This is a genomic window from Nocardia sp. NPDC050412, from assembly GCF_044458825.1.
Taxonomy (GTDB): Bacteria; Actinomycetota; Actinomycetes; order Mycobacteriales; family Mycobacteriaceae; genus Nocardia.
The window spans coordinates 101,773-116,098 of the sequence record NZ_JBITIJ010000017.1 but is presented as its reverse complement, the minus strand read 5'-3'; the positions used below and the strand labels follow the sequence as shown (position 1 = coordinate 116,098).

The 14,326-nt window shown below is 66.0% G+C and carries 16 protein-coding genes; 8 read left to right on the top strand and 8 right to left on the bottom strand.

The window, feature by feature from the left end; genetic code table 11:
• Nucleotides 1–188: 188 nt before the first annotated feature.
• The 5 genes from ACIBI6_RS34600 to ACIBI6_RS34580 all read right to left on the bottom strand — a co-directional run bounded on the left by ACIBI6_RS34600 (nt 189) and on the right by ACIBI6_RS34580 (nt 7,360).
• Nucleotides 189–659, bottom strand: coding sequence for a nitroreductase family deazaflavin-dependent oxidoreductase (locus tag ACIBI6_RS34600; protein WP_396959094.1), 471 nt, complete (start codon nt 657–659; stop codon nt 189–191).
• A 46-nt stretch (nt 660–705) separates the two neighbouring features.
• Nucleotides 706–4,671 (bottom strand): trehalose-phosphatase, encoded by a 3,966-nt coding sequence (gene otsB / locus ACIBI6_RS34595; RefSeq protein ID WP_396959092.1) that lies wholly within the window; start codon nt 4,669–4,671, stop codon nt 706–708.
• A gap of 294 nt (nt 4,672–4,965) precedes the next feature.
• Nucleotides 4,966–6,396, bottom strand: coding sequence for a serine hydrolase domain-containing protein (locus ACIBI6_RS34590; protein ID WP_364348338.1), 1,431 nt, complete (start codon nt 6,394–6,396; stop codon nt 4,966–4,968).
• Nucleotides 6,397–6,431: 35 nt separating this feature from the next.
• Entirely contained in the window at nt 6,432–6,716 is a 285-nt protein-coding gene (locus ACIBI6_RS34585) for an SHOCT domain-containing protein (RefSeq protein ID WP_396959089.1), read from the bottom strand.
• Nucleotides 6,717–7,054: 338 nt separating this feature from the next.
• Nucleotides 7,055–7,360, bottom strand: coding sequence for a DoxX family protein (locus ACIBI6_RS34580; protein ID WP_396959087.1), 306 nt, complete (start codon nt 7,358–7,360; stop codon nt 7,055–7,057).
• 149 nt (nt 7,361–7,509) lie between these two features.
• On the opposite strand from ACIBI6_RS34580, the gene ACIBI6_RS34575 reads away from it, so the two are divergent.
• Together ACIBI6_RS34575 and ACIBI6_RS34570 are read left to right on the top strand one after the other, a co-directional pair.
• A complete protein-coding gene (locus ACIBI6_RS34575) occupies nt 7,510–8,064 on the top strand; it encodes a flavodoxin domain-containing protein (protein ID WP_396959085.1) in 555 nt (184 codons plus the stop codon).
• 216 nt (nt 8,065–8,280) lie between these two features.
• Entirely contained in the window at nt 8,281–8,808 is a 528-nt protein-coding gene (locus tag ACIBI6_RS34570; RefSeq protein WP_364348351.1) for a flavodoxin domain-containing protein, read from the top strand.
• Between the two features lie 63 nt (nt 8,809–8,871).
• Here ACIBI6_RS34570 and ACIBI6_RS34565 read toward each other — a convergent pair whose 3' ends face one another.
• The 3 genes from ACIBI6_RS34565 to ACIBI6_RS34555 form a co-directional block, all read right to left on the bottom strand.
• Nucleotides 8,872–9,069: a hypothetical protein gene (locus ACIBI6_RS34565; protein WP_364348354.1), complete on the bottom strand. Its 198-nt coding sequence runs from the start codon at nt 9,067–9,069 to the stop codon at nt 8,872–8,874.
• A gap of 267 nt (nt 9,070–9,336) precedes the next feature.
• Nucleotides 9,337–9,579 (bottom strand): hypothetical protein, encoded by a 243-nt coding sequence (locus ACIBI6_RS34560; protein WP_364348357.1) that lies wholly within the window; start codon nt 9,577–9,579, stop codon nt 9,337–9,339.
• 33 nt (nt 9,580–9,612) lie between these two features.
• Nucleotides 9,613–9,768, bottom strand: a complete 156-nt coding sequence (locus tag ACIBI6_RS34555; protein ID WP_396959082.1) for a hypothetical protein — start codon at nt 9,766–9,768, stop codon at nt 9,613–9,615.
• Between the two features lie 198 nt (nt 9,769–9,966).
• Between ACIBI6_RS34555 and ACIBI6_RS34550 the strand changes: the two genes are divergently transcribed.
• From ACIBI6_RS34550 to ACIBI6_RS34525, 6 genes are all read left to right on the top strand, one after another.
• On the top strand, nt 9,967–10,647 hold the full coding sequence (locus ACIBI6_RS34550; protein WP_364348363.1) for an SRPBCC family protein: 681 nt from the start codon (nt 9,967–9,969) through the stop codon (nt 10,645–10,647).
• Nucleotides 10,648–10,716: 69 nt separating this feature from the next.
• Nucleotides 10,717–10,851 carry a universal stress protein gene (locus tag ACIBI6_RS34545; protein WP_364348366.1) on the top strand — a complete coding sequence of 45 codons (135 nt, stop codon included), beginning with the start codon at nt 10,717–10,719 and terminating at the stop codon, nt 10,849–10,851.
• A gap of 286 nt (nt 10,852–11,137) precedes the next feature.
• Nucleotides 11,138–11,263 (top strand): hypothetical protein, encoded by a 126-nt coding sequence (locus ACIBI6_RS34540; protein WP_364348369.1) that lies wholly within the window; start codon nt 11,138–11,140, stop codon nt 11,261–11,263.
• Nucleotides 11,264–11,527: 264 nt separating this feature from the next.
• Complete coding sequence (locus ACIBI6_RS34535; RefSeq protein ID WP_396959079.1) at nt 11,528–12,520, top strand: Acg family FMN-binding oxidoreductase; 993 nt, start codon at nt 11,528–11,530, stop codon at nt 12,518–12,520.
• Nucleotides 12,521–12,868: 348 nt separating this feature from the next.
• Complete coding sequence (locus tag ACIBI6_RS34530; protein WP_364348375.1) at nt 12,869–13,396, top strand: flavodoxin domain-containing protein; 528 nt, start codon at nt 12,869–12,871, stop codon at nt 13,394–13,396.
• A gap of 8 nt (nt 13,397–13,404) precedes the next feature.
• A complete protein-coding gene (locus tag ACIBI6_RS34525; RefSeq protein ID WP_364348378.1) occupies nt 13,405–14,313 on the top strand; it encodes a DUF302 domain-containing protein in 909 nt (302 codons plus the stop codon).
• Nucleotides 14,314–14,326: the final 13 nt, after the last annotated feature.

Sequence of the window (14,326 nt, the reverse complement as noted above, 5' to 3'; positions counted from 1 at the left end):
CGCCGAGGCCCGGCCACCGGCTGGGAAACTGCCTGCTATAACGGCAATTCTTCTCGGTGGGGTGCCGCCGGGCCGATGCCAAGGTAACCGGGGATGGTGACGTTGGCCCCCGACACTCGGGCAAGCGCGCGGAACGGTCTCAACGACGTCCTGTGGCCGATGTCCTGTCGCGCGGCGCGGTGCGGGGCCTACTGGCCCGGGGCGATTCGGAATGCCGGATAGTCCGGGGAGATAGGCTCGAAGGCGGCGACCGGGGCATCGCGTGGTACTGGGATGTGCGGTCGCGCGCCGGGTGCGAGTTGGAGGTAGCGCCGTAGGATCGGGGCCCGGCTTTCCGGATCGACCGACACCAGCCGGACCGATTCCCGGCGACCGTGCCGCAGGATGGCTCGGCCGCCCGCGGCGGTCAGATTGCGCACCCAGTTGACGTTGGCACCGAGCATCGACACCACATAGCGCCGACCGTCGAATTCGGTCAGCACGATCGGAAACCAGATGAGGCGACCGCTGCGCCGCCCCCGGATCCCCAACGCCGCGACCCGGCGGGGCATGATTCCGGCCGCGAAAGCGCGGGCTGAGAGCCAATTCTGTACGCGCGCGAACAGATTCGGACGGCCGGTGCGATACAGCCAGCGCAGATAGTCGTGATACCACCGCATGATCGGCTCCTCCGTTGCCACAGTGTGCTGTTCGAATCAGGGGCCGCTAGGCGCGAGCCCGGAAGGTCCAGCCGGGAGCCAACTGTTCGATCTGTCCGCGGCATTCGATCTCGATCGGTGGCAAGTTTCCCGGCTCCGACCTGACCTCGACGTCGCTGCCGCTGATTCGGATTCTCAGTTGGTGCCCGCGGTAGGTAATCGGGAAGGTCAGCGCACCGAGGGATGACGGCCAGTGCGGCGCGAATATCAAACGCTCGGCACGGGTTTCGAGCCCGGTGAAGCAGCGTTGCAACAAGTCGATGCTGCCTGCCATCGCGGCGAGGTGGATACCCTCGGCGGTGGTGCCACCCTGGATGTCACCGATATCGGACTCGAGGACACTGTCGAAGAATTCCATCGCTCGCTCCCGGTTGGCGCGGGCCAGCACCCAAGAATGGACGACGCTGCTCAGTGTCGATCCGTGTGAGGTCCGGGCGAGGTAGTAGTCGATGGTGCAGGGGATCATCGATGCGGGCAGGTCGTAGCCGAGTTCTCCCAGCAGTTCCCGCAATTCGTCGGAGGACAGCAGATAGAACAGCATCAGCACGTCGGCCTGCTTGGCGGCCCGGTAGCGATTGATGTCGTCGCCCTCCGCCTCGAGTATGCGGTCCAGTCGCTGGATATCGCCGTACCGCTGCCGGTACCGTGCCCAATCCAGTTCTGCCAGTTGGTCGTAGCCCTCGAACTGGCTGATGATGCCACCATGGAACGGCACGTATATGCGGCGGCTGACGTCGGCCCAATGCTGTGGTTCCGATGGCGCCACACCGAGGGTTTCCAGCAGTTCGGTGCGTTCGCGCGGCGCGAGCAGGTCGAGCGCGTCGAGAGCGCGACGAATCACCCACACCGCCATGATGTTGGTATAGGCGTTGTCGTCGATTCCGTCGAAAGGCCGTGCCTGATAACCAGAATGGAATTCGTCCGGTCCGATCACACCCCGGATTCGGTAGCGGTCCCGGGTTGTGTCGTAGCTGGCGATACTGGACCAGAACCGGGCGATCTCCACCAGCATCTCGGTACCACATTCGCGCAGGAACTCGCGGTCGCCGGTCACCTGGTAGTACTGCCACACGTTGTGGGCGATCGCGATGCCGATGTGATTGGCTCGCTGGCTCGGGTCGGGATTCCACCGTCCGGAGCGTGGATTGAGATGCATTTGCTGGCTTTCCTCGCGCCCGTCACTGCCGGACTGCCATGGGAACATCGCTCCGGACAGGCCGTTTTCGTGCGCCGCGCGTCGCGCCTCGGGTAGTCGCCGGTAGCGATACCGGAGCAACGATCGCGTCAGGGCGGGAAAACGCAGGTTCAGCACCGGGAAGACGAACAGTTCATCCCAGAACACATGTCCGCGGTACGCCTCACCGTGCAGTCCGCGCGCGGGGACACCGACGTCGAGATCGGCGGTATTGGGCGAGAGCGTCTGCAGTAGATGCAGCAGATGCACGCGCAGCACGCGGGCCGCGTTCTTGCGATCTTCGAGTTCGATGGACAGCCGATCCCACAGGCGTTCCCAGGCCGCGACATGACCGTCGAGCAGTTGCCCGAATCCGCCCTCGGCGCTGAGCCAGCGCACGACCTCCTCCTCCGGCGTCGAGGTCGCGTGATCACGCCCGGTGCAGATGGTGACCGTCTTCTCCAGGGTGACCGCTGCCCCGCCGACCACCTCGACGGTGAAATCATGTCCCACCACTCCATCTTGTTCGACGAAATCTCCTGCCCGGTCGATGATTTCCCCGTTCTGCAGGATCCTGCTGCGCGCCGCGAGTGCCACCGAAATTCCAGACCGGCTGGTCCGGACCGTCAGCAACACCGAATCAGCGGACAGCTTTGTCCCCTGCATATCGGTGAGATGGTCGCCGGACAGTCCCCGATAGCGTTGCACCAGCTCATTTCGGACAGCTCCGTCCAGGGCCGAACGGATCACCAGGCGCCCCGACCAGTTCTCGGCGACAACCGTGGTCTCCAGAGCGCAGACATGGGGCCGGTGCATAGCGACCACCCGCCGGTGCTCGACCGCGGTGATCCGGCCCGCGGCGTCGCGGAACCGGAAGCGGCGGGTGAACACGGCCCGGCGCAGGTCCAGTTCCTGCCGGTAGAACAGCAGTTCGGTGGTGTCGAGGTCGAACCACGGGCCGTCCTCGATCCGGAACGACACCGGCAGCCAGTTCGGCAGGTTCACCAGACTCTCGTTGGAGACTTGCCGCCCGGCGATTTCGTCGGTGAGCCGGTTGTAGATGCCGGCCGCATAAGTCCCGGGATAGTGGTGCTCCCCCGCCCGTGCTTCCGGCGACGCGCCGCGCGTGGCGACGTATCCGTTGCCGAGCGTGCAGAGTGCTTCTCGGAGTTTCTCCGTCTGGGGGTCGTAGCCGTCGAAGGCCAGGGTCCAGGCATCGGCGGTGTCCGCGTCGGATTCGCGATGCAATGTCCCGGCTAGCCGGTCGAGGACTTTCCTGACCCGGTCCGGTCCGTCCACCGCGAACCGTGCGGCCGTGCGGCGATCGCCATCCTCACTGTGGCGCACGACGATTCCGATCCCGTGTGCGGCGACTGCATCGAAGGCGTCCTCGTCGGTGAGATCGTCGCCGAGGTAGATCGGCAGCTCCGGGCGGGCGAGCTGATCGAGGATCCAGTCCAGCGCCCGGCCCTTGTCCCAGTCCGTATCGGGGCGCAACTCGGTTACCTTGCGACCGTTGGAGATACGAAGCCCGGACTGTTGCGCGACCGCGTGCACGGCGCCGATCACACTGGCCACCACTCCGGGTGCGGCGTTGCGGTAGTGCACTGCGACGGCGAATCGCTTGTGCTCCACCAGAATTCCGGGCATTTCGGCCATTCGACGGGTCAGCTCATCCGCGGCAGCGGCAATGGCGTGCTCGGCGGTCGGTGCCGCGTCGTGCACGTGGTAACCGCCGGCCGGATCGATCAATTCGAAACCATGGCTGCCCGCATACCAAATCCCCTCCAGACCAACCCGCTTGCGCAGGTCCGTGAGATCGCGACCGCTGATGATCGCGACCGGGCAGATACCGGCGAGTTCGGTAATCGCGGCCGCCGCGCCGTCGACCAGGACGGCGGCATCCGGATCGGGCACGATCTGGGCGAGCGTTCCGTCGAAGTCCATCAGCACGGCCACATTCGCGGTGTCGAGCAGAGCCGATATCCGGGGCCAGGACTCCAGCGCACCCGGAATCTCCGACATGCGTCGGAACCCAGCGCGCACCCGCACCTCGGCCAGATCGGCAACCACGACATCGGCCCCATGCGCGCGCAATTGATCGGCGTGCCCGGTTCGATCGATACCTATCACCAGCGCGAAACCGCCGCGCCGCCCGGCCGTCACCCCCGCTTCGGCGTCCTCGGCCACGACCGTCCGGCCCGGATCCGCGCTGAGCCGCCGAGCCGTCTCGACCAGCATGGCCGGATCGGGTTTTCCCGGCAGCCGGAGGTTCTCGGCGACGGCCCCGTCGACATGTTCCGCGAACAGGTCCCCGATCCCGGCCGCCTCGAGCACCTGGGCACAGTTGCGGCTGGCGGAGAAGACCGCGGTACCGATCCCCGCGTCCCGCAGTTCACGCACCAAGGCGACCGTGGACTCGAAGACCGGAACGCCGTCGCGGGCCAGCCGATCCTGGAAAAGGTGATCCTTCCGATTGCCGAGACCGCACACCGTGGCAGCGTCCTCCGGATCGGACGGATCCCCCCAGGGCAGCGAAATACCGCGTGCGGTAAGGAAATCCGCCACACCGCTATATCTCGGCTTGCCGTCGACGAAGCGCTGGTAGTCCACCGCGGTGAATGGCGAGCGGTCCTGCCCGGGCTCGGCGGGCCGAGACGCCACGAAGGGGTCGAACAGTTCGGTCCACGCGGCGGCGTGCATCGATGCGCTGTCGGTGACCACACCGTCCATATCGAAGATCACCGCGTCATATCGGCGCGCGTCGATCAATTGTGCGGCCTGCTCGCCTGTGCTCACAGCTCAAGGCTGGGGCGATTTGTCGGCCCGATCAAGAGCCGGAGGTCATGTGGAGAGGAGCCGAATGCCCCCGACACATCCAGGCGATCGGGCGGATGCCGGGAACCGACGGCTCCTGCTCGGCCGCGGCATCACACCGCACCATCGGCGTACGGCGATGGCGGGCCGCTGGCTGGAGCACAGCGCTCGCCCGCTTTCGCCAACCCAACCGCCCCGACCAGCAGCCCAATCCGGTGTCTGCGCCGCGGCGACCGTGCAGACCGACATCGGCGCCACACGCGGCTGATTCCTCGTTTATCGGTCGCCGCGGCGCAGCAGCGTCATCGGTACCAGATCGAAATGCATGCGCATCGAGTCGCCCGCCGAGTCTCGCGTGAACACGATCCGGCCCGTACCGATGCCGAACCGGGTGAGGTCGACCCGGAATACCCACGGATCGCTGGGGTCGTCAGGATGCAGCGGCAATCCGCGCAGCAAGCTCGGAACGGGGGTCAAGAGCCGCAGCACGGGCCTCCCGGCATGGATCCGGACCTGCACCCCAGCGCCGATCATCGAACGGGCACGAAGATCAGTGAGGGCGCCGGGCAGGCGGTAGTAGCCGCAGATCTCGTTCCAGATCTCCGGATGGTGACCGGCATCGGTTCGAATCGCGTCGGCGCGCACACCCAGCAGATCATTCATCAACTCGGAAACCTCCGCGGGTAGCCACAGCATGGCACGGTGCGCGCCGTTGGTGCTTGCGAAGATCCCGAGCCCGTCGTCGGGCGCGACCCAGATCTGGGAGTCGAACCCGGGCAGTATGCCCTGATGTTCGACGATTCGATGACTACCCGCGACGCCACGGAAGAAAGCCAGACCCATCCCCGGTATCCGCCGATCCGGCTGATACTGCGGCTCGAACATCGTCGCCAGCGTGCTGGATTCGACAACCGCGCCGAATTCGTTGGCCCCGCCGCCGGAGAGCGCTGCCAGATAGCGCGCCATGTCGCGGGGCGTCGAGTAGGCCGACGCGGCTCCAGCGGTCACCATCTCGCGAAGGGTGATGGCGCGTGGTCCGCTGCCCCGCAGGTGGTAGCCCGTCGCGAGGCGTGCGCGCATACTCGGCGTGAGCTCCAGGTCGGTATCGGTCATGCCGAGTGGTCGGAAGATGTTCTCGCGCAGATACTGTGCCAACGAGGTTCCACTGACGTCCGCAATGATCTGCCCGAGCGCGGCGAACCCATGGTTGGAGTAGGTCCACCGAGTGCCCGGTTCGGCCCGCAGGCGCAAGCCGGCTCGGTAGTAGTCCGCCAACGCTGGGATCGGCGTGCCCGGATCCACGCTCTCACCGAAGTCCGGCCGCAAAACCCGTGCGGGATGCGCTGTCTCGCCGATCCCTGCGGTGTGGGTCAACAAGTGGCGCACGGTGGCGGGCCGAAAAGCGGGGTCGGCGGGAACGAGTGGGAAGGCGCGCAGGTACTTCTCCACCGGGACATCGAGGTCGACCAGGCCCCGCTGCACCAGCTGCATAACCCCGAGTGCGGTGAACGTCTTGGTGATCGACGCGACCCGCACCACCGTATCCACGGTCATCGGCCGATGCGCGGCGAGATCGGCGAAACCGTTGCCGGAGAAGAACTCCAACTTCCCCGCCCGCACGACCGCCAATGCCGATCCCACCATCGCCCGACGAGCCGGCAAAGCTTCGACCCGATCCCCCACACTGTTTCGTTCGATCACTGACATCGCGACTCCGATCGTCTCCTGGGTAGGGCCGTTCATCACCGCCGTGACCCCCGCGGCGCGGTATGCGCGTGCAGCGTTTCGAGCCGACTCACGTATTCCTTCTCATCGATCTCGCCGCGCGCGAAGCGCTTCGCGAGCAGATGCTCGGCGGTCCGCAGCGACAGACCGGTCGAGGCGGGGTGATCGGAGCGGGTGACCATGCGAACCACCAGTACGAACGCGGTGATCAGCAGACCCCAGAACAACACCATTCCGACGCTCATCCCGGCGTAGTCCCACCCATTGAGGTCGTGGTCGTACCAATACATCATCTCGGGCATCTCCTCGACATCACGAACCGGGGCAGACTGCGGATCGGTTCGGTAGGTAGCACCACTGTGCGCCCGCACGCACGGCGTCGGCAGGGCCGATCGCCCTGTCCTGTGGGTACCAATGACACACGCGCCGAATGACACCTACCGACGACTTCCGGTGCCCCGGCCCAGCGCGGCGTCGGCCGAGGAGGCGCTCGCACCGACGATGAGCAAGAACACGCTTCCGCATAGTTGGGCCAGGTCGGCGCTGGATTCGTGGACGAAATCCCGGGTTGTAGTCGACGAACAGCATTTTCGGATCGCGGTCACCACCCGGACTTGCCGGTGAATAATGCGGCCGTACCTCAGAGGATGGGCAATTTGGTGATCAGCAGTGCGCCGATCATGTCCACGATCATCGGGATCGCCACGAGCCGCGTAAGCAGACCAGCCGGAATCAATGCACCGCAGCCGATTTCGAATACTCCGTCGAGTGCTGCAACGAATCCCGCCGCCGAGATATCAGCCTTGTCGAACCGGCCGGTGCCGAGCGTCTCAGGCCCAGCAACTTCAGAATGCCTTCGAAGAGAAAGACCGCGCCCGATCAGCACCACCGAGCCGGGCACGGTGGTCGCAGCGCTGCGGGCGAGCCAGTTGCCGTTGGTGGACATGCGACCTGCCTTTCGAACCACAATTCTATGAGACCCAGCACTGCCGTCGCCTGATCCGCGCCGAAACTGCCTCCGATGGGTCATTGGTCCCGGTAGCCCGGGTACCACGACTCTGACCGGTAAGCCCCGCATTGAACCACGCTGAGGGCATGGAATCGAATACGCCCCGGATCGCGGTCATGTACGCGACCGCAGAGGGATCCACTCGTGATATTGCGGAGTTCATCGCCGATGATTTCCGCGCTCGTGGCGCCGATGTGGAATTGAGCGACATCGAACACGCGCCCGACCTGTCTCATTTCCGCGCGATCATCCTCGGTAGCGCCGTGCACAATAGGGACCTCCTGCCCGCCGCGACGACCTTCGTTCGGACCTACCGCGAAGCCCTGCGCAACACTGATGTCTGGATGTTCAGTGTCGGTCTCGGTCCGGCACTGCGCGGGCCAATCGGGCGATGGATCGGCGGCACCGTGCCGAAGAAGATCGCGGGCCTCGTCGCGTCGGTCGCCCCGCGGGACTATCGGGCCTTCGCCGGGCATTACGAACGCACCGGTGTCTCGCTACAGGCACGTACGCTCTACCGCCTCATGGGCGGCGGACGCTACGGCGATCTGCGCGACTGGGGCGCTATCCGCGCCTGGTCGTCGATGATCGCGCAATCGCTGGGCCTGCCACAGCCGCAATCGACGACGGTCGTGCCCTGACCAGAGGCAAGACCGACCTGCCTCGAAGTTCCAAGCCGGCAACCGTTCCAGCGCTGTGCACCGTGGACCCCGACGCGACGGCCGAGAGTCATCGGGAACCCCCTCGGATGTCCGAAGGTACCCCAGTAAGCGTCGGTTCGGCCCTGTTCGACGGCGCCGTTCGCCCGTAGCGTCGATTTCACCCTCCACCCAGTTTCATATCAGGAGGAGACCGAAATGCTGGCGCGGGTCATCTATGAATCGATGTTCGGCAACACCGCCGCCATCGCCGCTGCCATCGCTCAGGGGCTGAGCGAGTACGCAACAGTGGAGCTGCTCAACGTGGCGGCCGCCGCGGAGCTGCCCCAGCCGGCTGCGGATCTGTTGGTGGTGGGCGGGCCGACACATATGCTCGGGCTCAGCCGAGCCCGGACCCGCCGCGATGCTGCGCAACGGACCGACGCGCTGGTCCCCATCGAGGTCGGCATCCGGGAATGGCTCGACACGGCGCTGCCGGTTGTAGCGGGCACCCAGGCCGCGGCCTTCGGCACGAAGGCTGTGAAGCCATCGTGGTTGCCGGGCTCAGCCGCCCGCAGTGCCGGTAAACGATTGCGGCGCTTGGGTTATGAACTCGTCGACCAGCCGGTGGACTTCTTCGTCGACGGCGTGACCGGACCACTGGCCCAGGGTGCGCTGGAATGCGCCCGTGCTTGGGGCGAACGCCTCGCACATACCGGGGCCGATCGGATCGCGCATCGATTCTGAGGCCGACCCCGGCAGGAGCATCGACCACCGGTCGGCCCGCGTATGTCGGCTTCGTTGGCACAGTCAGCGACGGACATCATCGTCGCCGCCCGGCCCAGCCGAGCACGAGCCGAGCAGCACGCACACCGGTTGCAGCCATCTGGTGTGGCGAATAACAGCCAGTTGCATCACAATCCCGCCGATCAGCAGCACCCCGGAGGTCATCGCGATCGACGGCGCGTGTTGTTCACCGCGGGCGGTAAGCAGGGCGGTCGCTGCCATCGGGGCCCCGACAATGACACAGAGCGCCACTCCGCCGCGGACTGGGCTGTGTAGCGGCAGGCGCTATCGATCGCCGGACCGAAGTCGACGAGACCGAATATCATCGCCAGCGCACCCGCCGCAGCCCAGATCGCCAACATTCCGGCCAGGAACGTCAGTACAGCGCTCCGCGTGCGATTCGCTCTACCTGGTGTGTGAGAGCCATGGCACCGACTATCCGTTCGGCGGGCGGAAGTGAATAAGGGCCGTAATTCAGCAGTGTCGAGGTCAGACGGCGGTCGGTTCGAGTACGTCCAGCAAGCACTGGCGGGCGAGTCGTTCACACAGTTCCGGCATTGCGCCGGGTGGGGTTCCAGCAAGATCCCGTGCACACCCGTCGACGACACCGATCACCCGTTCCCGGGAGACCCTGTCGCTGAATTCCGAACACAGCCGATCGATGGTCCAGGCCATCGGTTCGGCTTCGCACTGCATCCGTTCAAAGCGATGTACCGGCTGAATATCGGTCACGCGACATAGCCTCCAGTCCGGGCGCCCGCGACATCAGGGCCGAAAGGCCTTATTGCCGACGTAGCGGTCCTTTGTCGAGTCTCCGGTGTCCGCGGGAAGTACCGCGAGTGGTGTTCCGCAGGCGCACAGCCACGGATACTCGTCGGCCAGCCGGTAGATGAGCGCGCCGATCAGGGCGTCGCCGCGCAAGCGTCGTTAGGCGGCGGCAGCGGCGGTGACGGAGCCGAAGGCTGATGGTGGTCCCATGATCCGGGTAGACGCACCCGGCGCAACGCCGGTGGTGACGGCGTGCGCGGCCGAGCGGTTCCGCTGCGGCGGACCAAGGTCGTCGCCCCTGCTGCCGAACGACCCTGTGCCCGCCACTGGTTTCGGTGGACCGTACGGGATATGAAGACAATGACAGCTTGCGCGATCGGAATCGGCACATGCTTGGTCGGGTTGGCGGTGAGCTATGAAGTGGTCCTGCGTGATCGTTGCCTCACTTGGGGCTCCAGCGCTGACGAAATCGCCCGTGCGATGCCGGGTGATGACCTACTCACCGACCCGGATATCGTTGCCACCAGGTCCATTACGGTCGACGCGGCTCCGGAGCGGATCTGGCCGTGGTTGGTCCAGATGGGACCCGGCCGGGGCGGCGCCTACACCTACGACTGGATCGAGAACCTGCTCGGACTGAACATGCATAGCGCCGACACCATTCTTCCGCAGTTCCAAAACCTTGCCGTCGGTGACACTTTCGTGCTCGGTGAGACCGGCCCACGGATGCGGATAGCCATCGTTGAACCCGAACGGGCAGTGGTGTTCGCCTCGGAGGATAAGCACTGGGTGTGGGCATTCGGGCTCTATTCGAGCGCCGAAGGCACTCGGCTGGTCAGCCGTAACCGGATCGCGCTGCCCGAGGCGGCGGTGCCCACTCGCATGCTCAGCCGGTTCATCATGGAGCCGGGTAGTTGGGTCATGGAGCGCAAGATGCTGCTCGGCATCAAACAGCGCGCCGAGCGTACCTCTGTAAAGGCCGTACCTGCCGTCAAACTGTCCGACCCACCGGCCGCGGTCGGCGGCCGGTAACGATGGACTTTCGGGAACGGGCCTGAAGGCCCACATCGGCTGGCGTATCGCCCGACGACACTCGATGATATGACCGATAACGGCGCAACTGATCATGGTCGGCAGCCGACAGCGGGCGGCTGCGCCGGCCTGTTGCTCGGCTCCACATGCAATTTTCTTGTGCAGCACGCCCATTGCCCCGTCATGGTCACCCAAACCGCCTAGCGGCGCCATCCTTCGAGCGCGGACCCCACAGAACGCCCGGCGTTCAGTGCTGTTCGGTCCTCAATTGGAGACCTTCGGCCCCAATTCCGATCCGACCCTGTTCAGAGAAGCGCTCCAACGCTAGTCGACTCGGTTCGGAGACCGCGGCATGATCACCTCGACCGACACATCACCGTCCGCCCGCTCGGCCCTGCCGATGCCGCCACTGTCGCGGATCTGCACGCTGGGATGCCCGAGAACAACAGCCTCTTCCGAATTCTCGTGCCGAGTCCGACCGAGTTACCGAATGTCGCGCGCCCTCGCGGTGCGCGATCCTGCGCCCTGTGCGCTCGGCGCTTTTGTCGATAACCGGATCGTCGGCCTGGGCAACTTCATCGTGCTCGGCATGACGAGGACGTCCGAGATCCCATGACAATCGCTCCTGATCAGGGGGACCGGATGGGGCCGTACAAGCCCGAACCCGGCACCGCAATGGCCTCGCAGACCAGCGCCACCGACATGCCGCGTGCTTCGCGCTCCAGCTGTCGCGGTGCGCCCTGACGCCACGTGGCCTGGTGATCACCCGTCCAGACCGAGATCAGGCCAGTGGTGTGCCGGTGCGGCGGTGACCATGGCCCCCCGGATAGGTGCGCAATGCCCGTCGTGGCGGTCGGGTCCCGAAGGCGAGACTCGGAATATGAACGCAAGTGATCGTGCGAGCACACCCGATCTGCGGACCGTACGGATGGCGCTAAAGCTCGCCTCCCGGGCCCCCTCGGTGCATAACACCCAGCCGTGGCGCTGGGTGTTCGACGGCGCACGACTGCAACTGTGCAGCGATACCGATCGACTGCTGCAGTCGGCGGATCCGCTCGGCAGGCAGTTGGTGCTCAGCTGCGGCGCGGTGCTCGACCATGCGCGCCTGGCCTTCCTGTCGATGGGCTGGTTCGCCGAGGTCACTCGCCTCCCCGACCCCGGTCTGCCGGGCCTTTTGGCCACGCTGGAGTTCCGGCCGTGGCCCGGTGCGCTGAACACGACAGCCACTCGGGTGCGCGCCATCCACCGGCGCCATACCGATCGATTGCCGATGTTGACGCCGGACAACTGGCACGACGTGCTCAGCGCTGTGCGCGAACTGGCGCGACCACATCATGTGGCGGTCGACGAGATCGCCGACAGCAGCAGGCACCGACTGGCCGCGGCCACCGAACATGCCACGGCGTTGCGCCGTTACGATATGGAGTATCAGACCGAATTGCATTGGTGGGCCGGACATTCCGACGCCCAGGAAGGAGTCCCCGCGGCCGCGCTGGTATCGGATGCCGAGGCCGCCAGGGTCGATGTCGGACGCAGTTTCCCGTCCACGCCGTATTCGGCCCGCCGAGACGGGCTCGAGGACAAGGCCCGGCTGGTGGTGCTCAGCACCCTAGGCGATACCCCGGCACAGTGGCTGCATACCGGCGAGGCGCTCTCGGAGGTGCTGCTCGAATGCACCGCCCGCGGCTTGGCCACCTGCGCTCTGACCCACATCACTGAACTCGCCGCCAGCCGCTCGGTGATCACCGACCTGATCCCCCACTGGGACTTCCCCCAGGTCATCGTCCGCATCGGCATCGCACCCGAGGACACCGAATCGGCCCCGACGCCCCGACGACCACTCGACGAGTTTCTCGAGGTCGGTTCGTCTTGACCGATGGCCGCTGCCGTTTGTTGCGCTATCCGGCCGTGGTGAGGAAATCGATGGAGGCCAGGTGCAGGTAGTCGGCCTCATCGATGCGGACTCCGGTTGTGCGGGTGAGCTTTTCGACGAAGGCGAGGGAGTCGCGATCCAGAGCGGAGCGGAAAGGTTCCCTGTTCGGGCTCCACCGACCTCGTGTTTTCGTACGCCCGGTAGGCCGCGGCCGCGATCGGCAAGTCGGGAAGGGATGGTCGAAAGTCCCTCGGCCTGCGTCGGTTCGGCACTGTGTGCGGCCGTCGGGCGGCCGTAGCGTCGGGAGCGCAGAAGTTTCCGCAGGTATCAGTGCAGAGGGAGACCGAGATGCGGATCCGGGTCGTCTACGAGTCGATGTTCGGCAACACCGCCGCCATCGCCAAGGCCATCGCAGCGGCATTGGGCGAATACGGCGAGGTGGAGGTGTTGGATGTGGCCGCCGCTGCCCAGCGCCCCGAACCGACGGTGGATCTGCTGGTGGTCGGTGCCCCGACACACGCCCTCGGGATGAGCCGGGCTCGGACTCGGCGCGACGCGGCGAGCCGGACCGAGGCACCGGTCGCGGTCGATATCGGCATGCGCGAATGGCTCGACGCGGCACTGCCGGTGCCGCCGGGCTCCCGGGCCGCCGCCTTCGCCACCAAGGCCGCGAAACCCACCTGGCTACCGGGATCGGCCGCACGTGGTGCCGGAAAACGGTTGCGGCGCCTGGGTTATGAGCTCGTCGACCGACCGGTGGACTTCCTCGTCGACGGCATCCTCGGCCCGGTAACGCCGGGTGAGTTGGAGCGCGCGCGGGCTTGGGCAGACCGCCTCGCCCGCGCCGAACTCGGCCATATCGCGCACCGGTCCTGAGGCCAGAGATGTCATATCGGGTCGAGGTCGTCGAATCGAACACCACCACCATGCTCGAACTGCGCCGCTCGGTGCGCGGCGACTTTGCCGGCGACGATATCCGGGAGGGGATGCGAGCACTCTACGAGTTAGCCGAACGCACCGGAATCGCGCCGGCCGGACCACCGTCGACGACGTATCTGGGTATGCTCGGACCAGGTATGACCACCGAGGTGGACTTCGGTCTCCCAGTGACCGACGGCGCACTCGACGGCACCACTGAACAAGCCGGCTTGCGCCGTCCCGAGCCGAGGCTGTGCGCCAGCACCAGGCACCACGGCGACTATCGACACATCGGTGACGCGTACCGCGCGTTGGACGACTGGATCCGATGCTCCGACTATCAACCGATGGGGCCACCGACCGAGGTGTATCTGGTGGCGCTGGACGCCGCTGTGCGGACCGGGGATCTCGTGACCGAGATCCGCCGGCCGATCGCCGCCACCCTCGCTGTGCGGGTGCAAGCGCTGTTCGCCGACGCCGTCTCGGAACTGCGAAAGGCATTGGCCGAACAGGGTTTCGGCGTTATGACCGAGATCGACGTGCGCGCCACGCTGCAGACGAAGCTCGGTGTGCGGATGGACGACTACCTGATTCTCGGCGCCTGCCACCCGATCCTCGCGCAGCGTGCGCTGATCGCCGATCCCCGGGTCGGACTGCTGCTGCCGTGCAACGTCGTAGTGCGCACTGACGGCGACACCACCCTCGTCGAAGCGGTCGACCCGGTGTTGCTGCTGTGCGGCGAGGTCCTGCACCACACCGACCGGCCGGAGCTGCGTGCGGTTGCCCGAGAAGCACGCGACCGATTGGCGGCTGCCCTGGCGACCGCGAAAAAACGCCTGGAGACGGCGGAAAAGCGATCGCCCGATCCGAAGTAGTCCAAGTCCGTCA

Bases quoted from the DNA above. Each gene is read 5' to 3' on its own strand.
- ACIBI6_RS34600 (WP_396959094.1), bottom strand. From the start codon at position 659: ATGCGGTGGTATCACGACTATCTGCGCTGGCTGTATCGCACCGGCCGT.
- ACIBI6_RS34590 (WP_364348338.1), bottom strand. From the start codon at position 6,396: ATGTCAGTGATCGAACGAAACAGTGTGGGGGATCGGGTCGAAGCTTTG.
- ACIBI6_RS34585 (WP_396959089.1), bottom strand. From the start codon at position 6,716: ATGCCCGAGATGATGTATTGGTACGACCACGACCTCAATGGGTGGGAC.
- ACIBI6_RS34580 (WP_396959087.1), bottom strand. From the start codon at position 7,360: ATGTCCACCAACGGCAACTGGCTCGCCCGCAGCGCTGCGACCACCGTG.
- ACIBI6_RS34575 (WP_396959085.1), top strand. From the start codon at position 7,510: ATGGAATCGAATACGCCCCGGATCGCGGTCATGTACGCGACCGCAGAG.
- ACIBI6_RS34570 (WP_364348351.1), top strand. From the start codon at position 8,281: ATGCTGGCGCGGGTCATCTATGAATCGATGTTCGGCAACACCGCCGCC.
- ACIBI6_RS34565 (WP_364348354.1), bottom strand. From the start codon at position 9,069: ATGGCAGCGACCGCCCTGCTTACCGCCCGCGGTGAACAACACGCGCCG.
- ACIBI6_RS34550 (WP_364348363.1), top strand. From the start codon at position 9,967: ATGAAGACAATGACAGCTTGCGCGATCGGAATCGGCACATGCTTGGTC.
- ACIBI6_RS34545 (WP_364348366.1), top strand. From the start codon at position 10,717: ATGACCGATAACGGCGCAACTGATCATGGTCGGCAGCCGACAGCGGGC.
- ACIBI6_RS34540 (WP_364348369.1), top strand. From the start codon at position 11,138: ATGTCGCGCGCCCTCGCGGTGCGCGATCCTGCGCCCTGTGCGCTCGGC.
- ACIBI6_RS34535 (WP_396959079.1), top strand. From the start codon at position 11,528: ATGAACGCAAGTGATCGTGCGAGCACACCCGATCTGCGGACCGTACGG.
- ACIBI6_RS34530 (WP_364348375.1), top strand. From the start codon at position 12,869: ATGCGGATCCGGGTCGTCTACGAGTCGATGTTCGGCAACACCGCCGCC.
- ACIBI6_RS34525 (WP_364348378.1), top strand. From the start codon at position 13,405: ATGTCATATCGGGTCGAGGTCGTCGAATCGAACACCACCACCATGCTC.